Origin of the sequence: Paenibacillus oralis (assembly GCF_003863965.1) — a bacterium.
Taxonomy (GTDB): domain Bacteria; phylum Bacillota; class Bacilli; order Paenibacillales; family Paenibacillaceae; genus Fontibacillus; species Fontibacillus oralis.
Window position 1 is genome coordinate 2,996,304 of sequence record NZ_RRCN01000001.1, and the last position, 23,795, is coordinate 3,020,098.

The 23,795-nt window shown below is 53.5% G+C and carries 19 protein-coding genes and 1 rRNA gene; 14 read left to right on the plus strand and 6 right to left on the minus strand.

All coding sequences use genetic code 11. From position 1 onward, the window contains the following. Positions 1–90 precede the first annotated feature (90 nt). From rrf to EHV15_RS13645, 4 genes are all read left to right on the plus strand, one after another. A 5S ribosomal RNA gene (gene rrf, locus EHV15_RS13630) occupies positions 91–207 on the plus strand. Between the two features lie 555 nt (positions 208–762). Beyond that, positions 763–1,896 (plus strand): PdaC/SigV domain-containing protein, encoded by a 1,134-nt coding sequence (locus tag EHV15_RS13635; RefSeq protein WP_128631688.1) that lies wholly within the window; start codon positions 763–765, stop codon positions 1,894–1,896. 116 nt (positions 1,897–2,012) lie between these two features. Further along, positions 2,013–3,644: a formate--tetrahydrofolate ligase gene (locus EHV15_RS13640; protein ID WP_128631689.1), complete on the plus strand. Its 1,632-nt coding sequence runs from the start codon at positions 2,013–2,015 to the stop codon at positions 3,642–3,644. Between the two features lie 58 nt (positions 3,645–3,702). Then, positions 3,703–4,176 carry a DinB family protein gene (locus tag EHV15_RS13645; protein ID WP_128631690.1) on the plus strand — a complete coding sequence of 158 codons (474 nt, stop codon included), beginning with the start codon at positions 3,703–3,705 and terminating at the stop codon, positions 4,174–4,176. Positions 4,177–4,278: 102 nt separating this feature from the next. Here EHV15_RS13645 and EHV15_RS13650 read toward each other — a convergent pair whose 3' ends face one another. Next, entirely contained in the window at positions 4,279–4,851 is a 573-nt protein-coding gene (locus EHV15_RS13650) for a hypothetical protein (RefSeq protein WP_218571229.1), read from the minus strand. Between the two features lie 227 nt (positions 4,852–5,078). Here EHV15_RS13650 and EHV15_RS13655 point away from each other — a divergent pair, with 227 nt between their 5' ends. The 7 genes from EHV15_RS13655 (at position 5,079) to EHV15_RS13685 (ending at position 14,552) form a co-directional block, all read left to right on the plus strand. After that, complete coding sequence (locus EHV15_RS13655; RefSeq protein ID WP_128631691.1) at positions 5,079–6,260, plus strand: GNAT family N-acetyltransferase; 1,182 nt, start codon at positions 5,079–5,081, stop codon at positions 6,258–6,260. A 183-nt stretch (positions 6,261–6,443) separates the two neighbouring features. Then, entirely contained in the window at positions 6,444–7,796 is a 1,353-nt protein-coding gene (locus EHV15_RS13660; RefSeq protein WP_128631692.1) for an ABC transporter substrate-binding protein, read from the plus strand. Positions 7,797–7,908: 112 nt separating this feature from the next. Continuing rightward, the gene (locus EHV15_RS13665; RefSeq protein WP_128631693.1) at positions 7,909–8,871 is read left to right on the plus strand and encodes a carbohydrate ABC transporter permease; all 963 of its coding nucleotides are present in this window, start codon (positions 7,909–7,911) and stop codon (positions 8,869–8,871) included. Further along, the gene (locus EHV15_RS13670) at positions 8,868–9,731 is read left to right on the plus strand and encodes a carbohydrate ABC transporter permease (RefSeq protein ID WP_128631694.1); all 864 of its coding nucleotides are present in this window, start codon (positions 8,868–8,870) and stop codon (positions 9,729–9,731) included. Before EHV15_RS13665 ends, EHV15_RS13670 begins: the two co-directional genes overlap by 4 nt. Before the next feature lie 86 nt (positions 9,732–9,817). Continuing rightward, complete coding sequence (locus EHV15_RS13675; protein WP_128631695.1) at positions 9,818–11,539, plus strand: cache domain-containing sensor histidine kinase; 1,722 nt, start codon at positions 9,818–9,820, stop codon at positions 11,537–11,539. Between the two features lie 38 nt (positions 11,540–11,577). After that, positions 11,578–12,942, plus strand: a complete 1,365-nt coding sequence (locus tag EHV15_RS13680; protein ID WP_246061547.1) for an ABC transporter substrate-binding protein — start codon at positions 11,578–11,580, stop codon at positions 12,940–12,942. 5 nt (positions 12,943–12,947) lie between these two features. Further along, complete coding sequence (locus tag EHV15_RS13685; RefSeq protein ID WP_128631697.1) at positions 12,948–14,552, plus strand: response regulator; 1,605 nt, start codon at positions 12,948–12,950, stop codon at positions 14,550–14,552. A 422-nt stretch (positions 14,553–14,974) separates the two neighbouring features. Here EHV15_RS13685 and EHV15_RS13690 read toward each other — a convergent pair whose 3' ends face one another. Genes EHV15_RS13690 through EHV15_RS13700 form a run of 3 tightly spaced genes read right to left on the minus strand, consistent with a single transcriptional unit; the run spans position 14,975 to position 18,701 of the window. Beyond that, positions 14,975–17,260: a CotH kinase family protein gene (locus EHV15_RS13690; RefSeq protein WP_128631698.1), complete on the minus strand. Its 2,286-nt coding sequence runs from the start codon at positions 17,258–17,260 to the stop codon at positions 14,975–14,977. A gap of 22 nt (positions 17,261–17,282) precedes the next feature. Continuing rightward, entirely contained in the window at positions 17,283–17,984 is a 702-nt protein-coding gene (locus EHV15_RS13695; RefSeq protein ID WP_128631699.1) for a DUF4956 domain-containing protein, read from the minus strand. Positions 17,985–17,987: 3 nt separating this feature from the next. Then, the gene (locus tag EHV15_RS13700) at positions 17,988–18,701 is read right to left on the minus strand and encodes a polyphosphate polymerase domain-containing protein (protein WP_128631700.1); all 714 of its coding nucleotides are present in this window, start codon (positions 18,699–18,701) and stop codon (positions 17,988–17,990) included. A 197-nt stretch (positions 18,702–18,898) separates the two neighbouring features. On the opposite strand from EHV15_RS13700, the gene EHV15_RS13705 reads away from it, so the two are divergent. Further along, entirely contained in the window at positions 18,899–20,119 is a 1,221-nt protein-coding gene (locus EHV15_RS13705) for a purple acid phosphatase family protein (protein ID WP_128631701.1), read from the plus strand. Between the two features lie 31 nt (positions 20,120–20,150). Here EHV15_RS13705 and EHV15_RS13710 read toward each other — a convergent pair whose 3' ends face one another. Then, on the minus strand, positions 20,151–21,959 hold the full coding sequence (locus EHV15_RS13710; protein WP_128631702.1) for a SulP family inorganic anion transporter: 1,809 nt from the start codon (positions 21,957–21,959) through the stop codon (positions 20,151–20,153). A gap of 109 nt (positions 21,960–22,068) precedes the next feature. After that, complete coding sequence (locus tag EHV15_RS13715; protein WP_036625940.1) at positions 22,069–22,395, minus strand: ArsR/SmtB family transcription factor; 327 nt, start codon at positions 22,393–22,395, stop codon at positions 22,069–22,071. A gap of 201 nt (positions 22,396–22,596) precedes the next feature. On the opposite strand from EHV15_RS13715, the gene EHV15_RS13720 reads away from it, so the two are divergent. After that, positions 22,597–22,932 (plus strand): antibiotic biosynthesis monooxygenase, encoded by a 336-nt coding sequence (locus tag EHV15_RS13720; RefSeq protein ID WP_128631703.1) that lies wholly within the window; start codon positions 22,597–22,599, stop codon positions 22,930–22,932. 62 nt (positions 22,933–22,994) lie between these two features. After that, entirely contained in the window at positions 22,995–23,759 is a 765-nt protein-coding gene (locus EHV15_RS13725) for an exodeoxyribonuclease III (RefSeq protein WP_128631704.1), read from the plus strand. The last annotated feature ends 36 nt before the right edge of the window (positions 23,760–23,795 follow it).

Sequence of the window (23,795 nt, forward strand, 5' to 3'; positions counted from 1 at the left end):
AGCTGAGTCCGATTACTTTGGCGGGGCCCGGAAAGGCAAACGCAAATTAGTTTCGTATCCAGTTTTCAAGGATTAATACCTTGAAAATCGTTTGGTGGCGATGGCGGAGGGGTTCCACGCGTACCCATCCCGAACACGGCCGTTAAGCCCTCCAGCGCCGATGGTACTTGGACCGAAGGGTCCTGGGAGAGTAGGACGCCGCCAAGCAAGATAGAAGAGCACCGCCGATAACTCGGCGGTGTTTTTTTTGCATTGTTAAAGTGTTTGCAGCGAGATGAAACGGAACGTACTGAGGCTAACGGACCTGAGCGACGTTATTTGGTCAAAACGAGGGGTTAGAAATTCTAACGGACAGAGCGGACCTTATTTCCTTCAAATTGGCGTCAACGTCTGTATTTTTAGCCCAATAGCGTCATCTGAGTCCGTTAGAACGGGAAATACCCGGGAAATGGACGAATAAGGTCTTTCCTGTCCGTTACGGGTTTACGGGGGGGACAAAACTCGTTTTGACAAAAATGAGATCGCAGTCAGGATCGCTTATCGACCGGTTCGGGGGTAATCCATCCAGTGAAGGGGCTTCTATCGGCTCAACTGGTTAAAAAGCGGTGAAAAAAACGTCAACTTTTGGTCGAAAGGGAAAAGAAACTGTAAGCTTGGTTGTTATCAATTCTGTCGAAGCAGCAGCTATAATGATAAAAGTAACGGAGGAAGAACGGCGGCTTTGTACATATAACAGAAAATGATCATCAGGAGGAGACTAACATGAACAAAATGATGCGCTTGGGAGCTATTGCCGTGGGGGCAAGCTTGTTATGCGGTGGAATACTGCTTCCGGTTGATCCGGGCCATGCGACTGCAGCGGCGCAAAAACCTCAAGCGGTGCAAAATGGGAATGCCAACGCGGCAGCAACCAAGAATAAAAATACCGCCCCCAATGCGGTTGCTCTTCAAGTAAACGGTGAGAAAACGGGACTGCAGGGGCTATTGCTTGACGGAAAAACGTTCGTTCCGGCCGCTTTTTTTCGGGATGCGTTAAAAATTCCCACGAGCTATGATTCCAAATCAAAGACTTATAAGATCGGCCAAGGTTACCGGCAGTTAACTATCGAAATGGCTGGAGGAAGCGTGATATCTTCCATTAATGGTTTCTATGTAGGAGAGGCCAAGCTCATTAACGGAAGGCTCTACGTTCCTTTTCAATGGGTGAAGGACTATCTTGGTTATGGTGCGGTATGGAATAAGGCCGCCAAGCAGTTGAACGTCATGAAAAGCCGGGAGAATAAAGTGACGGTGACCACCTCAAGCTATGACAAGGAGAGCAAGCAGGCTTCGGTTCATCTCCAATATCCGCAACTGAGCGGCACGGGGAATGCGGAGGCGGAGAAGGCGATCAATGCGGTTTTTGAAAAAGAGATCGGGGACTACAAAGAGCATATCGCCAAGGTTATGAAGGAAGCCGGCGATCAGAGCGCAACGGATCCGTATACTTTTGGCAACTCGTATCTTGTCACCTATAATCAAAACGGCGTGCTCAGCCTGCTGCTGGAATACACGGAGTATACCGGCGGAGCCCATGGCATGACGTATCGAACAGGATACACTTTTTCGCTGAAAGATGGCAAAGCCTTGGGGCTAAGTGATCTGTTGGGTGCGAATAAGGATTATAAAAAACAACTAAACACACGGCTAGGCAAAGAGCTGAAAGCAAACCCCGGTTACCTGGGAGGCTTTAAAGGGATGAAGGAGCAACCGGATTTTTATTTGCTGCCGGGCCGCGTACAGATTTTTTTCCAATTGTATGAATACACGGCTTATGCCGCAGGTTTTCCGGAATTTGGCTTTGCCTGGAATGAACTGCTTCCGAAAGGCGCCAATCCGTTTGGTTCTCTCAAATAACGCAAGCCTGCCAATTCCGTCACGCTTTTCCCGATTGTTTTCATGTACAATATGATTGTGCATTTTGTAGTTCGCCTTATTATTCACGATCATATTGCTGGAGGTAACTTAGGGGAATGAAGCCGATTTTGGAAGTAGCCGCATCGTTTGGGATTGCGGACAAATATCTGGAATTGTACGGCCGTTATAAGAGCAAACTGGATCTGAATCTGCTAAACGATTTGCGTGACCGGCCCGACGGGAAATTAGTGCTGGTGACGGCCATGAATCCTACGCCGGCTGGGGAAGGAAAAACGTTGACGACGATCGGTCTGGCGCAGGCGCTGAATGCGCTTGGAGAGCCGACGATCGCCGCGCTGCGGGAGCCGTCGCTGGGCCCGTGCTTAGGCATGAAGGGCGGAGCGACCGGCGGAGGCAAGGCGCAAATTTTGCCGTCCGAAGACATCAATTTGCATTTTACCGGCGACATGCATGCCATCACTTCCGCGCATAACCTGCTCGCGGCGATGATCGACAATCATATTTTTCAGGGGAATGCGCTGCAAATCGACACGGGCCGCATTGTGTGGAAGCGCACGATGGACATGAACGACCGTAGTCTGCGGCAAATCGTTGTCGGATTGGGTGACGGAAACGGCAGGGTGCATGACTCCGGCTTTATCATCACGGCGGCATCGGAAGTCATGGCGGTGCTGTGCCTCAGCGAAGACGCGGACGATTTGAAGCGGCGCCTCGGCCGGATGGTGGTGGCCTATAACATGTCCGGGGAAGCGGTGACTGCGCTGCAAATCGGTTCGGTGGATGCGATGACCGTTTTGCTTAAGGAAGCGATCAAGCCCAATTTGGTGCAGACGGCGGAAGGAACCCCGGCCATTGTGCACGGAGGCCCGTTCGCCAATATCGCCCACGGGTGCAGCAGTGTCATCGGAACGAAAACCGCCTTGAAGCTGGCGAAAATCGTGGTGACGGAAGCCGGTTTCGGAGCGGATCTGGGCGCGGAGAAGTTTTTTGATATCAAGTGCTGCCAGGCCGGATTAACGCCGGACGCCGCGGTGCTCGTCGTTACCGTAAAGGCGCTGAAATATAATGGCGGCGTCCCCAAGGCGGAACTGGATAAACCGAATCCGGCCGCGCTGGAGGCTGGTCTGGCCAACATGAAACGGCATTTGGCGAACATCGGAAAATTCGGCGTTCCCGTGATGGTGGCCATCAACCATTTTGCGGGCGATGCGCAGGACGAGGTCCGGCTGGTCATTGAAGCATGCCGCCGCTTGGGGGTTCGGGCAGAACAGTCCGACGTCTGGGCTAAAGGCAGCGAGGGAGGTCTGGAAATGGCCCAGACACTGCGCGATATTTTGCGAGAGGAGCCTTCGCGGTATGTGCCGTTGTATCCAGAGGAGCTTGATCTCCGGGCGAAAATCGAAACTATCGTGCGGGAAATCTACCGCGGCGCCGGCATCAAGCTGTCCGCCAAAGCGGAAGCGAGAATTCAGGAATTCGAGCGATTCGGATTCGGCCGCTTGCCGGTGTGCATGGCGAAGACCCCGTATTCTTTCTCGGACCAGGCGGCTCTGCTCGGAGCGCCGGAAAATTTTGTGGTCCAGGTGCGTGACATAACGCTGTCCGCCGGGGCAGGCTTTATCGTCGCACATACCGGGAATATCGTTACGATGCCCGGCTTGCCTAAATCTCCGGCGGCGGAACGAATCCATCTGGACGAGAACGGGGAAGTGGCCGGTTTATTATAGCAGCAGGAATTTCCATCTTTAATCTCTAATTAGTACGAAAATAGAAGGAGGTTTTTAGATGGAGCGCCGGCATGAAGTATTGTTTGAGCAGTTGAATACGTACAGGAGCGAACTGTTGGGAGTAGTTGAAGGCATCACCGAAGAGGAAGGGGATATCGTCCCGGAAGGCTTTAACAACAATATCCGCTGGAATTTGGGGCATGTTTTGCTTGATCAGTATTTATGGATACAGGCATTAACGAAAGAAGAAATACCAATACCGTTGAAATTTAACGAATGGTTTGGATTTGGCACTGATCCAAGTCATTTCACGGAGGAGACGCCTTCACTGGGGAAATTGACTGAACTCCTAAGACAACAGCCGCAGCTCATTAGGGAACAGAATGAAAGCCGCATGGAACAGCCGTTTCCGCCGGCGGAAATGGGCATGCATACGATTGAACAGGTGCTCGTAAGAACGATTTTTCACGAAGGGATGCATCTCGGAGCGATTTTGGCCATCAAAAGACAGCTTCGAAAGCTCTCCCGCTAAAAGGTTGACCATCACCTGCAGACCATAAGCCCAAAAAACCGGAGAGGCCTCCAACAAGGGAAGCTTCTCCGGTTCAATGGTAATCCGCTAAAAAATAGTGAATTATTTCACACTCTTGGCCGCTTCAACCAGGGCTTTGACATATCCTTGGGTATCCACCAAAGTCGCTCCGCTGACGGCGTCAACCCATTGTTCCGCGCTTTTGTTGGACAGCTCGTCTTCGAGTTCGGCGACGGTTTTGCCGGTCACATATTGCTCAATTGCTGTGAGCGACTCGTCGACAGGCGTAGTTGCGCCGGCTTCCTCTTTCATGTGCTCGCTGTAATACTCGGCATTGGCTTTTTTGGAGGCAAGCACCATTTTCGGGTCTTTGTAGTTTTGCCCAAAATCTTGGTCCGAATTAGGAACGCCTTTGGCTACATCGGTGCTCATAAACTGGTAATCGTCCAAGGATGCGCCGACGATTTTGTCGCCCTGCATGGCCACTACGGCAACCGTAAAGCATTTGGTACCGTGTGCGGCGTATTCGACACGTCCCATTTTGACTGGTGCCGAGTCCACAGCGGTGGCTGCTGAGCCGGAACCGTTCTGCGCTTGACTGTTGCTGGAGCATCCGGCAAAAACGGCGACCAGTCCCAGGCTAATCAGCAATAATGAGAATTTTTTCACAAACATGATTGCATAACCCCCTATAAAAATTAAATATTTGCCTTTTATTCATAACATGTTCTTAAGACCGGAGCCTATGATCTAACTCACCAAATTGTAAGCGTTATCGGCAAGAAAACCGGCGGACAGACAACCGCTTTAGAGCGATTGACACTTCAGGGTATTTCTGACAAACTCATCATAGGATTCCCGCAAAACAGTCGGAATCAAACTTGAGGAAAAGAGGTGGGTTTGTGGAAATCAGACAATTAACCGCAGACGAGTTTGATGACAGCTTGAATTTATCCGAGTATGCCTTCCAGTACAAATTACCGCCGGAGGATCGCGAGAACCAAAAAGCCCGGTTTAACCCCGAGCAGACCTGGGGGGCCTTTGAGGATGGCGAATTGCTGGCCAAGCTGACTTTGCTTCCGCTGCAAATATACATACAGGGGAGAGCTTTGCCGATGGGAGGCATCGCCGGCGTCGCCACCTGGCCGGAGAACCGCCGGGGCGGACTCGTCAGCAGGCTGTTGTCCAAGGCGCTGGCCCGGATGAACGAGGATGGTCAGGTGTTGTCCTGCCTGCATCCCTTCTCCATTCCTTTTTACCGCAAATTCGGCTGGGAAGTGTACACCGATCACAAAAAATATAAGATCAGCACAAGCAATTTCCCGGTCAAAACGCAAGTTGGCGGTACGGTAAAACGCGACATTAAAGATATCGAGCTGCTGAACCGGATTTACCACAAGTTTGCCCTTAAATATAATGGTACCCTAGTTCGCGATACCGACTGGTGGGAGAGAATGGTAATCGGTACCGATGATCATACCGCGGTTTATTTTTCCGAAGCGGGCGAACCGGAAGGTTATACGATATACCAGGTTAAAAACAGGGAGCTGCTGATTGACGAATTCGTATTTCTAAATGATACAGCAAGAAAAGGTTTGTGGACGTATTTGGCCAATCACGATTCGATGGTGACCCAGGCCGTGGTCGATCATGTCCCTGCGGACGATTTGCTGCCGTTTATGCTGCACGACCCCCGCTGTAACCAGGAGATCGCACCGTATTTTATGGCCCGCATCGTAAACGCCGGCGCTTTTGTCGGTCAGTATTCGTTTGTTGCCCAGGCCCCGCAAACCCAAACGGCTCGGCTGAATCTTCGCATCATCGACGGGGTTGCTCCATGGAATGACGGCTCATGGATGCTTGAAGTGGATGCCGAGGGGCACGGACAGCTGGCCAAGGCAGTACAGTCCGGCGAGGATACCGGGCTAACCTGCGATATCCAAACCTTGACAGCCATGCTGCTAGGTTATAAAAGACCGCGCGAGATGTACGCATACGGCCGCCTCACCGGCCCGGAACGGGATATGGAGACGCTGGAGCGGCTGATCCCGGTGAGCGCGACGGCTTTATTGGACTTTTTTTGACAAATAAATAGAAAAAAAGACAAAGACCGAGGACAACCCATGTCCATCGGTCTTTTTTCTGCAATTCTCCCGTAATCAGAAAAATTCAAACCTCAAATCGCAATATTGCCTCCTCAAAAAATGTATCCGTTTTCGTTAGACTGGAAATGAAAAATCCGGAAACCGAAGAAAGGGGTACATGAAATGAAGAGATCAAAACCGTGGGCCATCCTGCTCGTTGCGGTCATGATGATGTCCTTGCTGGCCGCTTGCGGCGGAGGCGGGGGCAACAAGACAAGTAACGGCAACGCCAGCGCTCCCGCAACCACGAATGAAGGCGGAGGTTCGACAAACTCCGGAACCGACAGCGGAGAAAAAATCGAACTGACCTTCTGGTCGCTGGGTACGACAAACTACGAGGATCTGGCCAAGGAATACACGGCAGAGCATCCGAACATTACGGTTAAGTTCCAAAACACGTCCGACCAAACGGCGCACCATAACAACCTGACCACAGCGTTGTCCGCCGGTTCGGGCGCGCCTGACATCTTTATGTTGGAAATCGCCTTCATGGAGCGTTTCATCAGCGCCAAAGACAAGTTCCACAACCTATATGATCTAGGCGCGAAAGACATCGAAAGCAACTATCTCGACTGGAAATGGAAACAAGCGACTTCGGTCGACGGGTCTTTCCAATTGGGGCTGCCTACGGATATCGGGCCGACGGTTGTTTACTACCGGACGGACCTGGCTGAGCAGGCTGGACTCCCAACCGACCCGGACGGCTTTAGCGCCGCGATCGACTCGTGGGATAAATTCGCTACGGTGGCGAAGCAGTTCAAGGAAAAAACCGGCAAACCGTTTGCCGATTTGACGGATCTCGTCTACAACGGCTTACGCGACCAATCGCCGGACCAAATTTACTTCAATAAAGAGGATGGCGCTTTCATCGGCGATACGAATCCTCAAGTGAAGAAAGCATACGATTTCACGGTGAAGGGCATTCAAGAAGGCTGGATCGGCAACTGGATTCTGTGGTCGCCGGAATGGCAAAACGCGATCAACCAAGGCGATTTCGGCGTCATGCTCGGCCCGGCTTGGATTGCAGGTACGATCCGCAACGCCAAAGACTCCGCAGGCAAATGGCAAATCGCTCAGCTTCCGGAAGGCGCGGGCAACTGGGGCGGTTCCTTCCTGACGCTGCCGAAAGAAGGCAAACATCCGAAGGAAGCTTACGAATTCATCTCCTGGCTCGTGAACAAAGACAATCAGTTGAAATCGTTTAAAGACAGCGGCTTGTTCCCTTCGATTCCGGCCGTATACGAGGAACCGGATTTCAGTTCGGAGCCGGACGAATTCTTCAGCGGCCAAGTCATTGCCGAGGCGTACGCCAAGTCGGCGGAACGCGTAAAACCGGTCTACTACGGACCATTGCATGACCAGGTCGACACGATTATCAAAAACGCGCTCAAAAACGTGCTGGAGAAAAAAGCGGACCCGCAAAAAGAATGGGACGAAGCGATTAAGCAAGCGAAAACGCTGGTTGACCGCAGCTAATATGAACAATTAGCAGTAACGAAATCCATTCAACTCATCCCGATTCGCAAGGGGGAACATGCCCTCTTGCGAATTTGGATTTACCCTTAATTCACACCTTGGAGGTGCGTCCATGGCTGACACAGCAGCTACCGCAAGCCCGCTCCAGCCCGCTCCCGGAAAAAAAACGTTCTGGAACGAAACGAGGCGGAGCCGGCTTACGGCATACACGTTTATATCGCCTTTCTTTATTTTATTTTCGATCTTCGGGTTATATCCGATCTTTTTCACCATCTATTTGTCCTTCTTTAAATGGGACGCCCTGGGCCCGATGAAATATGTCGGCTTCAAAAACTATGAGCTGATTACGTCCGACCCGACGTTTTGGATCTCCTTCAGCAATACGATCCTCATGGGCCTCATGGGTACGGTACCGCAGCTGATCGTTGCGCTGCTCGTCGCCGTGATGCTCAACTCGGCGCTCAACAAATACAAAAACACGTTCCGTGTTCTGTATTTCATGCCTAACATCACTTCGATCGTCGCCGTTACGCTCGTGTTCAGCACGATGTTCGGCAACAACGGGATGGTGAACTGGGTATTAAACAGCTTTGGCCTGGAAAGCGTCCCGTTCAACTCAGGCTGGTGGGGCGTTAAAATCGCCATCTCTACGATGGTCATGTGGCGTTGGATGGGTTATAACGCGATTATTTTCCTGTCCGGGCTGCAAAGCATTCCGACCGATATTTACGAGGCCGCGCGGATTGACGGGGCGAGCCGCTGGCAGCAATTGATCAACATTACGCTGCCGCTCCTCCGGCCGTTTATCCTCTTCGTCACACTGGTGTCCACGATCGGAGCACTGCAGCTTTTTACCGAACCATATGTGTTCCTCGGCCAAGGCGGCACCGGCTCCACGCGCCAGGAAGGCGTTACAATGGTTACGTATTTGTATAGCGAGGCGTTTAAGAACGGTTTCTTCGGAACGGCGGCGGCTACGGCGGTGCTGCTGTTTATCGCCACGATTATTTTTTCGCTCCTTAACATGATGCTGTCAAGCCGCATGGGCGGAGATACGGGAGGGGAAAAGGCATGAGTGCCACTGCCATCAAAAAACGCAAACCTGACGATCCGGGCGTTCTGGCCAAAACTTTGTTTTATATCGTCATGATCATCGGGGCCGTCCTGTCCGTTTTCCCTTTCTACTGGATGTTTGTCGTTGCCACCAACGAAAAGGATGCGGCTTTCCACATCCCTCCGCTGCTTACGCCGGGGCTGGAGTTTTTCAACAACTTCGACCGCGTACTGGAGCGGACGGAATTTTTTCGCGCGATGTTCAACTCGGTTGTCGTCTCGACCGCAGTGACGGTATCCGTCGTCTTTCTGAGCACTTTGGCGGGATATGCTTTTGCTAAATACGAGTTTCCGCTGAAAAAAACGCTGTTCGTATTCGTCATCGCCACGATGCTTGTTCCCGTGCAGCTCAGCGTGCTGCCGCAGTACGTCATTATGGCCAAGCTGCATTGGATCGACAGCTACAAAGCGCTGATCGTTCCGGCCATGGTCAACGCCTTCGGGATATTCTGGATGCGGCAATACATCACTTCCGCCGTCCATTCGGAATTGATCGAAGCGGGGCGGATCGACGGAGGCGGGCATTTCCGCATCTTCTGGAGCATCGCGATGCCGGTCGTCACGCCCGCTATGGCTACGCTGGGGATTTTGAACTTCATGAACGTGTGGAACGATTTCTTCTGGCCGCTGGTCGTGCTGAAAAACAAAGAAAACTATACGCTCCAGCTGGCGCTGCAGCAGCTCTTTACCAACAAGGACGGCCTCGATTTCGGGATGATTATGTCCGCGACCTTTACCGCGACATTGCCGTTATTGATCGTGTTCCTGTTTTTCAGCCGCTGGGTTATCGCCGGGCTGACCTCGGGGGCGATTAAAAGTTAACATGCCGAGAGTTTGCTAACTTGGCAAGGAATATATAACACGATGAAGAATAATAGAGTAAGGAGAGGCTTAGGGGGACACCAAACATGAAGCTTCGTCGAAAAATCTTGCTGGCTATTATTCTTCTTGTGTTTATTCCCGTGATCCTGATGGGCTCCATTTCGTATTACAGCTTTTCGAGCACCATGGAGAATAAATCAAGCAATTTTTACTGGGTTTCGCTGCTCGAAACCGACCGCAAATTGAAGTTTGCGCTGAACGAGGTTACGACCGTGTCCAATTCGGCGATCGCGCAGCCGGTCATTCAAAAGCTGCTGAAGCAGCCGGATTTTGCCGTAACGTACGAGCAGAAGCAGGATATCAACAATTTGATCAACCACCCGATGATTACCTCCTTTGGCCTGTATTCGAAAGACAAGCTTAAATATCAATTAAATGAAGCGATGTCCTTTGAAGAGTTAACGAAACAAAACTGGTATGGGGCGATGGTAGCGGCCGAAGGCCGCCCGGTGTGGGTCGGTCCCGGCGAAAACGGCTCGGCCTCCACGGGGAAGCCGGTTTTGATTCAGGCGCGTTTGATTAAAGATTACTATTCGCTGGAGGATATCGGCGCGGTCGTGATTTACGTAAAACCCGATATTCTGGATCAGGTATTTTGGGATGCCGCCACGTTAAAGCAGGGGGATATTCTGCTCGTCAACAAGCAGGGGAATATCGTCTTTGACAAGTCAGGCGAACATATTGGGGAACAAACGGAGTTTCCTTTTTTGACCCGGGAGGATTCGGGCGGTAAAGGCTACTATACGGACAAATATCAAGGCGAGAAGTCGCTGATCACTTATTTGCCTTCCCATAACAAGGACTGGTTTCTGGTGGCGATCACCCCCAGCAAGCTGATCGCGTCGGAATCGCTGTCCATTCGCAATATCGCCATCGTGCTGGTGCTCGTCTCTTTGATTTCCGCGTTTCTGTTCGACCGCTTTTTCGTCCGCCGGCTCGTCCGCAGCATCATCGGCGCGGTCAACGGGATGAAACGGGTGCAGCAGGGCATCTTTGTGCCGATCACGTCCAAGGTGAGCACCGGAGATGAAACGGATCTGCTGGTCGACGGGTTCAACCGGATGAGCACGCAAATCAGCGAGCTGATCGATCAGGTACAGACGGAGCAGGCGAGAAAAAAGGAAGTCGAACTGCAGGCCTTGGTCGCCCAGATTAATCCGCATTTTATTTATAATTCGCTGGAATCGATCAATTCGCTGGCGGTTTTGCAGGGGAACAGGGATATCAGCAAAATGGTCGTTTCCTTGGGAAAGCTGCTGCGCATCAGCATTAGCGAAAATCAGCAGCTGATCCCGCTTTCGATGGAGATGGAGCATGTGCGGCATTATCTGGATATCCAGAAATTCCGTTTTGAGGACAAATTCGCTTATCAAATCGAAATCCCCGAATCGCTGAAATACTATAAAACCCAGAAGCTGATCGTTCAGCCGATCGTGGAAAATGCGCTGTACCATGCGATTGAGCAGATGGAAGAGAACGGGATCATTTCCATTACCGCCAGGGAAGACGAGCGGGATATTTTGATCGACGTCATGGACAACGGTCCGGGCTTTGACTCGGATACGCTGATGCATTTATGGAGCAAGGACTGGGGCAACTTGAAAAAATACCGGGAAAACGGCGTCGGACTGAAAAACGTCCACGAACGGCTGCGTATCCGGTTTGGCGGTTATTACGGCATCATGATTTGTTCCTCTCCCGGATTCGGATCGATTATTCGCATCCGCATTCCGAAGATACTTCCATGAGATTTAGGCGAAAGTCAAACGATGAAGGGGGAGCCGCCGTGCGAAGATGGTTTTTGAATTGGGGTTGGATCGTGGTTTACGGGTTGGTGCTTGCCGGTTCGGTACTGGTGATCGCCGCCGACGGGCATGAGCCGATTGAGGAGAGCCAGGCGGACAAAATTACGCTGACGTTCCGCCATTTTTGGATCAAGGAGCATGACCGGCAGATGCTGAGCATCGTCGAGGACGTCGTGAATGAGTTCCAGCAGTCGCATCCGAACGTCAAGGTGAATTTTGAAGGGATGGATCAGACCGTTCATCGCGAGCAGAAGCTGAAAAGTGAAATGGTGACGGGGACGCCCCCCGATATGTTCGTGTTGTTTGGCGGCGCCGAAATCGAGCCATACGTCCGCTCCAACCGATTGATGGATTTGACTAAATTCGTTGACGAAAACGGGCTGCAGGGAGAGTTTCAGGATCTGCATCTGTGGACGTTTAACGATCGCATATACGGGCTGCCGATCGAAGGAAACGCGGAGCCGCTGTATTACAATAAGGAGATTTTCCGCGAACTGCATCTGGATCCGCCGCAAACGCTGGACCAGTTGAACCGGGCGGTCCGGGTGATCGCGGCGAGCGGAATTACGCCGTTTGCGCTGGGCAATGAGGAAAGATGGCCGGCGGCGATTTTTGCCCATTATTTGATGGACCGGTATGCCGGCCCTGAGTTGATCAATGAGCTGGCGCAGGGTGATGAGGACCAAAGCTTTGTTAATCCTGGCTATGTGCAAGCGTTTACGCATTTGGAGGAATGGATTGATCAAAACGCGTTCAGCATTCCGGCCAACGATATGTCGACCGAAGAGGCCATCGAGCTTTTTACCAGCGGGAAAGCGGCCATGTATCTCAACGGGAACTGGGACATCAACCTGTTTCATAACGGGAAGGCCCCGGCCGAATTCCAAAACCAGGTCGGTGTTCTCCCGTTTCCTGCCTTGACGCAGGACGGGGAGAAATCCATCGCCGGGGGATACACGATCGGCATCGGGTTGTCCTCCAATCTGGATGAAGCCAAGCTGCAGCCGGCACTGGAACTGCTGCGGGCTTTTTACACGGATGAAGTTCAACGGCGGATCGTATACGAAGCGCTGCGGATTCCGTCGATGAAAATTTCTTACGATGCGAAAAAAACGGGGCCGGTATTCGCGCAGGTCACCCGATTAATGGAACAGAGCCCGCCGAGTTTTGTGCCTTACGATAATGTCCTCTCTCCGGAGGTCAACAAAACGTTCCTGAAGGTGCTGGAGGAAATGATCGACAGGGGAAGCTCTCCGGAAGAGGCGCTGGAGCAAATTGAACAGACTTCGGATCAGTATTGGCGGCTGCGCAGGAGCTCCGCCCCCGAAGAATCGGCTTGGAGGTGAAGCAAGTGGAAAGTAAAGCGGAGAAGTACCGGGTTATTTTGGTCGATGATGAACCGGTCATTTTACGCAGCTTGAAGGTGGCCGTGCCCTGGGAGGAACTGGATCTGGAAATCGTCGGGGAAGCGCGGAACGGGGAAAAAGCGCTGCAGCTCGTCCGGGAGCTGTCCCCGCACATGATTATCAGCGATATCCGCATGCCGGGCATCGACGGGATCGCCTTGATGAAAAAGGTGCTGGCCGAAAACGCCAAGCGGCTGTTTATTTTCATCAGCGGGTACGGGGAGTTCGAATATGCCCGCGAGGCGCTGCGGGAAGGGGCCTTCGACTATTTGCTGAAACCGATCGACCACGATGAGCTGATCGAAATGATCCAGCGGGCGAAAAAAAACCTAGAGAAACAGATGGAGAACGACAAGCTGCTGCATTCCGTCCAGGTTTTGTCGGTGCTCGCGCGCGAGCGCCTGTTCGCCGAGTTTATCGAAGGCAATCAAGGGCAGAGCCCAATTCAGCATATGCGCTGGCTGGAAAACAGCGAGCTTGCGCAGGACTATTTTATGGCGGTCATCCAGTTGGACCACTATATGAAATTAAACGAGCAGTGGACTCCGGAAGAGCGGCGGTTGTGGCTGTTTGCGATCCGCAACATTTTGGGGGAATGGTCGATGGCGAACGGTGCGCTGACGGTATTTCCTTTTCATGGCGGGGAGTGGGTGCTGCTGTTTCCGGGTTCGCTCAGCGCGAAGAAGGAGGAGCTTGGCAGCGACGTCATCCGTCAAATCAAGATGAACACGAAATTGTCCTGTTCAATCGGGTTCAGCCAACTGGCGGCGGGGATGGAGCAGTTAAGCGAGGCTTACCAAAGCGCGGCCAAAGCGCTGTACCAGCGGTTTTACAGCGACCGGGAAGGCGTGTTTCTCGATTCCGCCGCGGCCTCCGAGTTGGGGGCGGTTCGGGAAGCGAAATATCCGAAGCATCTGGAGGCGGCGATGCTGGAGAGCATTCGTACGCTGAACAAGGAGCGGCTGCTCGGCACTTTTGACGAGACGAAGCGGTATATCGAGGATCAGGCGTTCTCCAAGGAGATGGCCGAGCGGATGATCGTGGAATTGACGGTAGTGCTGTACCGGCAGTTTGAGCATTTGAATCTGTCGATGGAATGGCCCTTGGAAGGGATGCTGCAGGAGCTGCACTCTTTGGGCACCCTGCATGAAATGATCGGACTGCTGAAAAGCAATTTCGGCAAGTGGATCACCGACAGCCGGGAGAACCCGTCCAAGGAAAATATCCAGAATGTGATCGGCAAAACCCAGGAGTACATTTTAGGCAACTACCATAAGGACCTCAGCATCGACGAGGTTGCCGAGCTGGCCGGCCTCAGCATCAGCCATTTTTGCTTGCTGTTTAAGCAGGTAAGCGGCTATACGTTCCTGGAATACTTGACCCAGTGCCGCATCGAGAAAGCGAAATTCATCCTCAAGAACAGCCATGTCAAAGTGTACCAGGTCGCGCCGATGGTTGGTTATCAGGACCCGCGCTACTTCACGCAAGTGTTCAAAAAAGTCACCGGCATGACGCCGACCGAGTTCCGGGAGGCGGACGTAGGGGCTTAGGGTTTTGAAGGATTAAGGGTAAGGGAGTAGGGGGCCGAGGGCGTGAGGAGTGAGGGGATAGCCGGCCTCGGCCTCGGCATTGTCATTGGATATATCCAATAGAATTGGAAATTGAATGGCAAATACAGCAGCTTGATTGGATATTTCCAATAGATGAGGCTCGTCAGGGTGCAGAATGAGCGTTTTGAGCGAATTCTATTGGATATTTTCCAATGAGAGCGCCCGATAGCGCCCGATTTCCGGCAATCTGTTGGATTTATTCCAATGTGAGTGTGAATGCTGCGACCCTAACGCCTGCAATCTACCGTGTGAAAAAGGCAACCCTACCTGAATGTGATCAGGATGAGGCTGCCTTTTAACTTTATGGCGTAGGTTTAGCCCATGCCGATATTCTTTAAGTTGCTACGTTGGGCGACGTTTTCTCATAGCCGTTTTCTCCGGTAGAAGGCGATAAATGTGGCGGACAGGATCAGCACCAGCAGAGAAACGCCGGTGAGGATCGCCTCATTTCGGTTGGCGGCTTCGTTCCCGTTTCCGGCCCCTTGGCCGAAACCGCCCGGGCCGCCGCCCATTGGGCCTCCACCGCCACCGCCCATCGGGCCTCTGCCATCACCCATCGGACCATCGCCGCCCATCGGGCCGCCTCCGCCGGGAAAGCCGCCCTGGACTTGCCCGCGGTCTCCGGCCAAGTTCCGGCCGCCTTGCTGCTGGTTATCGCCGGCCGCACCATTGCCTTGCTGCGGCGTTCCATCCTGAGCGCTTTGCGCCGGTTGTCCATCCACTTGTGCATCAGGGGTAGAGTTATCGGCGGATTGCCCGCTCTGCGCACTAGCTACGGCGGCCACGGGCTCTACGCTTTGCCAGCCCTGAACGGTAGGGCCGTATTTGCCGGTTAGAGCGGCCGCGAACGCGCCGGTTCTACTTTCCTCAACTTGCCCGCTTTGGGTTTCGCCCTGCTGCTCGCTCTGCTGGTCACCCTGCGCATTTCCGTTGCCCGGCACATTTTGGCCAGCGTCAGGATTACCGCCCGCCTCGGGCATGCCGCCGTCACCCATAGGGGGCATACCGCCGCCCATGCCGCCCATACCGCCGCCGCTGCCGGAGCCGTCCCCGGACGAGGGGATCGTTCCGTCCAGTTGCTGCGAGATGTTCTCTACTTGACTGGCGTTTGTGGCAATTAATTGCGTGACCGCTTGTTCAAATTCTTCATACGTGTAGAACGCCGTAGGATCAGCTTTGACATATGGCGCAATCATCTCGGACAGTGCCGTTACGCGTTGGCTAAACGCCTCGTTGGCCAAAAAGCCGTCCACCGCCTGCTGAAGTATTTCATGGTAATAGGCCTTATACTCATCAACTGCCAGGAGTTTCGCTAACAGGGGCCGTTCGGAAACGGCGCCTTGGGTCGGCTCATCGATCAGCAGGCTGCTGCTGTTTCGGCCATTGCCCGCCTCTGCTTGGGCTGGTTTGCCTCCCTCGGTGGCCGTGCCCCCGGCCTCGCCCTCTGCGCCCGCTGGAGCATTTGCCGCGCCATCCGTGCCCGCCGACGTATTCGCCGCGCCGTCCGTTCCCACCGACGTATTCGCCTCACCATCCTCGCCCGCCGGCGCATTCGCCTCACCATCCTCGCCCGCCGGCGCATTTGCCGCGCCGTCCGTACCCGCCGGCGCATTCGCCGCGCCGGCCGGCGTATTCGCCCCGCCATCCCCGCCGGCCGCTCTGCCGCCAGGGCGGCCCATGCCGCCGCCCATGCCTCCAAACGCCATGTTATAATCCCAAGGCAGAACGGAGAAGACGCCGTCATCTTCGTACAAGTAATAGTTTTGCTTGTTGCCGCCGATGTAGCTGTCCATATTGTTCGTCAGCACATTCAATGCGATGTAGCCCAAAGCTTCCTGCACATCGATGTATTTTTCGTAATCGCTGCCGTTGTTCAGCTCATCCAGCATTTTGATCAGAATGTCGCCATTCGTCGTTTTCGACTTCCGCTCAAGCCCGGTGTAGGCGTCCGGATCGTCGCCGAGCCACAGCAGATCGCTGCCGCTGCCGGTCATTACCCCTTTATACAGGGCGCCGTAAGAATTCCCGAAATTCCGCTCGAGATAAGCGTCGCCGACCTGCTCCACAGCCAGGTAAAATCCCCACAGCTCGCCGTTGATATAGATGTTCACGAACGAATGCTTCGGCGTCGGCAGCCCCATCTCCTCGGCCAGCTCATAGGTCAGAAACTCCCGCATATAAGAAACGTCGCTGTAGTTGTTGTTCAGATTGATTTTTTGAATGCCGTCCAGCGTTTGATTGACATATTCGTCAAAAGAAAGCTTAAAGCTGTACCGGTCGGAATCGTCCATTTGCACGACGCTGCGCAAGCTAAGATTGCCTTTGGTGCGGATGCCGATGTTATCGAAATGCAGCCCGTTGTAGTCCACGGAAGCCGCCTTGAACTCTTCGGCGCTGGCGTTGTCCAGCATATCCTGAAAATCGTCCTCATCGATCGTGATCTTCACATCGACGACCTTGTCTTTCGGAAACACTTCTTCATCCAGCTTCTGCTCCTCCGCCGAGACCGCCGTCTTCCCGCCATCGGTTTGACCGCCGGAACCGCTCGCGAATACACCGGCGTTGTAAACGGCCTCGCCCGCGATCAGGCCGAAGAACAGAAGTGCGGCGCCGATCCAGGCTAGAAGCCGGGTCCCTTTGCGCTTCATCTTCTTCACCTCCGCTTTCCGCCTACGCCACGTAGTCGCCGTTATAGCTGATTAAGACGGCATTTTTGACCCCGCCAAGCTCGGAAATCCGGTTGACGAACTTCCCTTCCTGGTCGCGCAGACGCACCTCCAGCGTCATTTCGATGTTGCCGGGAGTCACGGTTTTTTGCTTCACATTGTACCGCTTCACCAGATCGCCCATCTGTGTATGAAGGAGTTGCTCGCTTTCGTCGTTTTCGCAATTGACGACCAGCAAATACGGTGTTTCCAGCGAACTGCTCTTGATAAACAGGAACAGGATTAAGCCGACGATCGCCGAACCGAGCGCGGCCAGCGTGTAAAAGCCCGCCCCGGCGACGATCCCGGCCGCAGCGGCCCAGAACAGGAAAATCAGATCGGTCGGGTCCTTGATCGGGGTTCTGAAACGAACGATCGACAGCGCGCCGACCATCCCGAGAGACAGCACCAGGTTGGAGTTGACGGCGATGATCACCATCGCGGTCACCATCGTCATGCCGATGAGCGAGACGTTAAAGCTTTTCGAGTACAGCACCCCGCTGAATACCCGCCTGTACAAAATGTAAATGAACAAGCCGATCAGGAATGAAACGCCCAGCGTAATGATGATTTTGGAGATGCTGATGTCCGAAGCAAAGTTGTCCAAAATCGAATTTTTAATGATGTCGCTAAAATTGGTTGTATCCGTATTGTTTGTCGTATTCATAAATCAATAATCCTCCCATGCGTTAGTTTTCGAATATTTGCGGCAAATGACGTACTTGGACGCCGACTGCTGACGCAGCCCTTCCAGCTGCAGGGCCGCCCGGAGATATTCCGGAATGTACTCGTCGTATTTCACCTCGAGGATGATCAAGTTGTCGTCGATCGCCGGAATGGCTCGCAGGTTCGCGTCAAAAACATCAACGGCGCTCAGGCCTGTCCTGAGTTCCTTGTCAAACGTGATCCGCACGTTGCCGTTACGGCAGACGAACGGTTCGCGCACGTAATCGACGATCACCTTGGGGGCGAGGAGACGATCCTTCATTTCATGATACAGCTCCATCAACAGCGGTTTATCGGGAACCCGGAGCGTCTCGATCCGTCCCGCCATGATCTCGTCGTACATCTCCCGGGTTAAAGGCTCTTTCACCTTGGCGATGTAGTCGCCTTGCTTGATTTTTTTCTCGAAATGAATCAGGTTGTCCCGGCCATTGTAGATGCGGATCCGGTATTTGCGCCGGCCGTGGACGCCGCCCAATTTCTCGTGAAGCGCCGAATTGTCGATATCGTCAAAATAAAGGCTGCGGATATGGTATTCCCCGCTTTGGCCCGCATGCTCGTCATGCTGCGCCAAGCCCTTTAACCTTTGGCGAATCACAAAATATTGGTGGCGGTTGATCAGGAATTTTAGTTCGTGGCGGAATTTCAGCTTTTGCTTCATAAACTGCACCTCGTTTTCATGTGACGCTTGTTACTTGACTTATCCTACCAGCGCTGGCTGATAATTGACTTAAGGAAACCTGAAAATCAACTGAATGTTTTTACACAGCGTTAATAAATGTTAAATTCAGGAAATTCCGCTATTGACAGCGGTGAAGGGGGGCTTTATCTTTAGGGGAATCGGAAGGAGTCATTTGCATGAGAGGTCGTAGAGATATGGTGTGGTTTGTTATCGTGGGTTTACTGCTGGCGGCGGCAATTTTCGGTTTGCAAAAAATAGAGCGGCATCAGGCCGTGCAGCCGAAATCGGTCGCCCTGACGTTCAAGGGGGATGCGCGCAATTCCCTGGCGTTTACCTGGTACACCGAAGTCCCTGGATTACAGGGCGTTGTACAGGTTGCCGAGGGGGCGCAGCCGCCCGATTCCTGGGAAGGGGACCGGATCCTCACCTTTGCGGCGGAATCGGCGGAGATTGCCATCGGGAACGGAAAGCGGCAAGGCGTTCATAAAGCGGAGGCGACTGGCCTCATCCCCGGGACGGCCTATGTGTACCGGCTAGGCAGCGGGAAAAACGGGGGCTGGAGCGAACCGGCCGGATTTGTCACGGAGGCTGCGGAGGCGGAGACGTTTTCGTTTATTAACGTAGCGGATTCGCAGGGCGTGACCGCAGCGGATTTCAAGCTGTGGGGGCGGACGCTGGACAAAGCTTTTGCGGTTTTCCAGGATGTCCGTTTTATTGTACATAACGGGGATTTAACGGAAGAACCGGAGAATGAGCAAGGGTGGGATGCCTTTTTTGGCCAAGCCGGCCAGTGGCTGAGCCGGGTTCCGCTGCTGCCGGTGACGGGTAATCACGATGAAATGGCAGGAGAAGCGGAGCGTTTTACCTCCCACTTTAATTTGCCGGATAACGGGGCAAAAGGATCGGCTCCAGGGACGACGTATTCGTTTGATTATGGCTACGCTCATTTTGTGATGCTCGACACGGAGTCGAATTTGAAACGGCAGACGGATTGGCTGCGGGACGATTTGCAAAAGAACGGCAAGCCGTGGACGATTGTGGCGATGCACCGGCCGGCCTACGGCGGCAACCAGTACGAAAAAGCGGAGGATTGGATCAAGGTCTTCGATGAATATGGCGTGGATTTGGTGCTGCAAGGACATAACCACGAATACTCCAGGTCCTATCCTTTGCGGAGCGGAGAAATCGTCCCCGCAGGGGAAGGGACCGTGTATGTCGTGACCAACACCGCCGGCCCCAAATTTAATGAGCTGAAGAAGGATAAATTTTATCATGCGGTTCATTTTCAAAATGATAAACAGATGTTCGCCGGAATCACCGTCAGCGAGCGTTCGCTCAGCTACGAAGCTTATGACGCGGACGGCAACAAGCTGGACGAAGTCGTGCTTACGCGTTAGTATTCCGGCGCGGAGCGGACAAACAGCCTGCCTAAACCGTAGCCTTGCCTTCCCGGACAAGCGCTCCCGACCGTTCCGGAAGTACGTGCCGCGAAGCGGCCGGCGGCATGGCCTGGGACCCCGCGCCTTCCGCCGCCCCGCATAGCCCAGCGCATTCCCGGAAAGCGTAATGTTTGCAACCGCGGCACTTGTCGTTGTTGATTTGGCCAAGCGCGTAATTCAGCGCATCCCCGGTGTTTTCAAAAAAGTGCTCTTCACCAATCCTGTACAAACATCCGGTTTTGGCCAGCAGCTTGCGCGGCTGGGAACGCAGGCCGGAGACGAGCACCGTGATTTCCGCATCGTGAAGCTGTTTGACCAAGCTTGAGAAGTTGGCTTCGCCGGTCGTATCCATAAACGGCACCTTGCCCATCCGAATCAGAACAACCCGCTGCAGACCGCCTTCGATTTGCGAAGCGAACCGGTCAAACGCCTGCGATGCGCCAAAAAACAACGGCCCGTCCACGGTAAATATGGACACCTGCGGGCAGTCGTGATCCTCCGTTACCACATGCGCTTTGACCTTTGCGTTGGCGGAGGCAGGATCGGGCAGCACTTTGTCCACGGTCAGCAGCTCGCTCATTCTTTTGACGAACAGTACGACCGCGAGGATCAGGCCGACCTCGACGGCCGTCGTCAGCGTCGTGAACACCGTCAGCAAGAAGGTGACGAGCAGGACGAGGGAGTCTCCGGTCCGCGTTTTGAGCATATGGGCAAAAGCTTTGCGCTCGCTCATATTCCACGCCACCAGCATCAGGATCGGCGCCATGCTGGCGAGTGGAATGTTGGAGGCGTAAGGGGCGAACAAGGCGACGATCAGCAGGACGACCACGCCGTGAATGACCCCGGAAAAAGGGGAAACCGCCCCGTTTTTGATGTTCGTCGCCGTGCGCGCGATCGCCCCCGTTGCCGGAATGCCGCCGAACAGCGGCGCGGCGATGTTGGCGATGCCCTGCCCGATCAGCTCGCGATTGCTGTTGTGGCGGGTGCCGGTCATGCCGTCGGCGACCACGGCCGAGAGCAGCGATTCGATGCTGCCGAGCAGGGCGATGATCAAGGCCGGCTGCAGCATCGGCCGGATGCTGTCCCAGGTGAGCGATATCGGGTGAAGGCCCGGCAAACCGCCGGGAATGGCGCCGTAGGCGGAGCCGATCGTCGTCACCTTGCCGGGGAACAGCCAGGCCGCCGCCAGCGTGGATACGATGATGCCGACGAGCGAGCCCGGCACTTTCGGTAAATACTTGGGCGTAAGCAGCAGGGCGGCGAGGCAGATGCCGGCCGTCAGCACGCTGTAGATATTTAAGGTGTGCAGCCGCAGAACGATCTCTTTCATATTTTCATAGAAATATTCATGCCGCTCCACCCCGCGAAGACCGAGGAAATTCCCGATTTGTCCGCTAAAAATCGTCACCGCGATGCCGGCCGTAAACCCGATCGTCACCGGCCGCGGAATGAATTTGATCAGCGCTCCAAGCCGAAGCAGCCCCATCAACACGAGAAAAATGCCGGCGAGAAAGCCGGCGATCAGCAGGTTTTCGTACCCGTATTGCATGACAATCGCCAGCAAAATCGGGATAAACGCTCCCGTCGGTCCGCCGATTTGAAACCGGGAGCCTCCGAGCAGGGAGATTAGAATCCCCGCCACAATCGTGGTGTAAAGGCCGTATTCCGGCTTCACTCCCGAAGCGATGGCAAACGCCATGCCCAGCGGGATTGCCACAATGCCGACGATGCACCCCGAGATCAAATCTTTGCGCAAAGCTGCCATCCCGTAATTTTTAAAACGTCCTGTCCACTTCATCCTATAACCCTTCTTTTTCTGATTATCTTTCTGCTGCCCCAAACCCGCGCATTCCCGGACACAAAAAAGATCCCCCGCAGCCCGGCGGGGAAACTTGCATGGGGCCGTATTATTGTTTGCGGATTCCTTTCAGCAAGGAGATCGATTCCACCAAATGGTTATCGAAAATTTGCCGGGCGACCGCAAGTAAATCCTTAATCAGCGGATCGCGCAGCGAATAAATCACCGTCGTCCCTTCCTTGACCGTGTTGACCAGATTTTTGGCGCGCAACACGGCTAATTGCTGTGACACGGCGGATCCTTCCGAACCGAGGATCGTTTGCAATTCATTGACGTTCCGTTCGCCTTCGCTCAGCACCTCCAAAATACGGATTCGCATCGGATGGGCGAGAGCTTTGAAAAATTCGGCTTTAAACTGCTGCAGGTTCACGTCCATCGAAATAAACTCCTTAATTTTTAAATATTTATATCTCTGAATCTTTGCATATTTACTATGATAGCATAGGAATCCATTTTGACAATGGAGAATATTGCAGCGTTTGTGAACTGGAGCGGAACATGGTATATTAATTGAGAATCATTATCATTAAGTCGGGGCAATTTGATAGATTTTCCAATATAGAAGGAGGCGGTTAATTTGTTCGTGATGACAAGAACGATAGTCGTTGAAAAAGGAAACAGCGAAAAAGTGGTGGAGCGCTTCAGCAAGGAAGGGCCGATGGACCAAATGGACGGCCTGGTCGATATCAGCGTTATGATCAACCGAAAAAGCCAGGAAGAGCATGAAGAGGTGGTGGTCGTCATCCGCTGGGAGTCGCAGGAGGCCTGGAAAAACTGGGAGAAAAGCGACGCGCATATTCAGGGGCACCGGAACAGCAAAGGCCAGCAGCCGCCAGCCTATATCGTCAGCACGACGGTGGGCCTCTATGACGCTCAAGTGGTCAAGAAAGGAAAGGCGTTTTTGAACGGTTAATGGTACACTGAAGATAGGAAGTTTAATAGAGTTCTAGCAGTTTATACATCAAGGAGCTGGATATGAAACTTGTATCGTGGAACGTCAACGGTTTAAGAGCCTGCGTGAATAAAGGGTTTATGGACTATTTTAACGAGGCGGGCGCGGATATTTTCTGCCTTCAGGAAACGAAGCTGCAGGAAGGGCAAATCGAGCTTGATCTTGGCGAGGGCTATGAGCAGTACTGGAATTATGCGGAGAAAAAAGGGTACTCCGGCACCGCCGTGTTCACGCGGATTAAGCCGCTGTCGGTGCGTTACGGCATGGAGGAGGACTCTGAGCCGGAGGGGCGGATCATTACTTTGGAGTTCGATACGTTTTATCTGGTTACCGTTTATACGCCGAACGCCAAAAGGGATCTCTCTCGCCTTGACTATCGGGTGGAGTGGGAGGATCGGTTCCGCGCATACCTGAAGCAGCTTGACGCGGTCAAGCCGGTTATCGTCTGCGGCGATATGAACGTGGCTCATAAGGAAATCGACATCAAAAACGCGAAGTCGAACGAAGGCAACTCCGGCTTTACCCCCGAAGAACGCGGCAAAATGACCGACCTGCTGGCGGCGGGATTTACGGACACGTTCCGTTATTTTTATCCCGACCGCGAAGGGGTGTACAGCTGGTGGTCGTACATGCCGAAGGTACGCGAGCGCAACATCGGCTGGCGGATCGACTATTTCCTGGCATCTTCACGGCTGGAGCCGCATTTGGCCGGCGCCGGCATCGACTGCCACATTATGGGCAGCGACCATTGCCCGGTAACGCTGGAAGTGTCGGAGATGACGAAGTAAGTATCTCTTTTTTGAAAAAAACGGCTGCGGCGCGAT

Coding starts and splice junctions, on each gene's coding strand:
- EHV15_RS13635 (WP_128631688.1), top strand. CDS start 763: ATGAACAAAATGATGCGCTTGGGAGCTATTGCCGTGGGGGCAAGCTTG.
- EHV15_RS13640 (WP_128631689.1), top strand. CDS start 2,013: ATGAAGCCGATTTTGGAAGTAGCCGCATCGTTTGGGATTGCGGACAAA.
- EHV15_RS13645 (WP_128631690.1), top strand. CDS start 3,703: ATGGAGCGCCGGCATGAAGTATTGTTTGAGCAGTTGAATACGTACAGG.
- EHV15_RS13650 (WP_218571229.1), bottom strand. CDS start 4,851: ATGTTTGTGAAAAAATTCTCATTATTGCTGATTAGCCTGGGACTGGTC.
- EHV15_RS13660 (WP_128631692.1), top strand. CDS start 6,444: ATGAAGAGATCAAAACCGTGGGCCATCCTGCTCGTTGCGGTCATGATG.
- EHV15_RS13665 (WP_128631693.1), top strand. CDS start 7,909: ATGGCTGACACAGCAGCTACCGCAAGCCCGCTCCAGCCCGCTCCCGGA.
- EHV15_RS13670 (WP_128631694.1), top strand. CDS start 8,868: ATGAGTGCCACTGCCATCAAAAAACGCAAACCTGACGATCCGGGCGTT.
- EHV15_RS13675 (WP_128631695.1), top strand. CDS start 9,818: ATGAAGCTTCGTCGAAAAATCTTGCTGGCTATTATTCTTCTTGTGTTT.
- EHV15_RS13690 (WP_128631698.1), bottom strand. CDS start 17,260: ATGAAGCGCAAAGGGACCCGGCTTCTAGCCTGGATCGGCGCCGCACTT.
- EHV15_RS13695 (WP_128631699.1), bottom strand. CDS start 17,984: ATGAATACGACAAACAATACGGATACAACCAATTTTAGCGACATCATT.
- EHV15_RS13700 (WP_128631700.1), bottom strand. CDS start 18,701: ATGAAGCAAAAGCTGAAATTCCGCCACGAACTAAAATTCCTGATCAAC.
- EHV15_RS13705 (WP_128631701.1), top strand. CDS start 18,899: ATGAGAGGTCGTAGAGATATGGTGTGGTTTGTTATCGTGGGTTTACTG.
- EHV15_RS13710 (WP_128631702.1), bottom strand. CDS start 21,959: ATGAAGTGGACAGGACGTTTTAAAAATTACGGGATGGCAGCTTTGCGC.
- EHV15_RS13715 (WP_036625940.1), bottom strand. CDS start 22,395: ATGGACGTGAACCTGCAGCAGTTTAAAGCCGAATTTTTCAAAGCTCTC.
- EHV15_RS13725 (WP_128631704.1), top strand. CDS start 22,995: ATGAAACTTGTATCGTGGAACGTCAACGGTTTAAGAGCCTGCGTGAAT.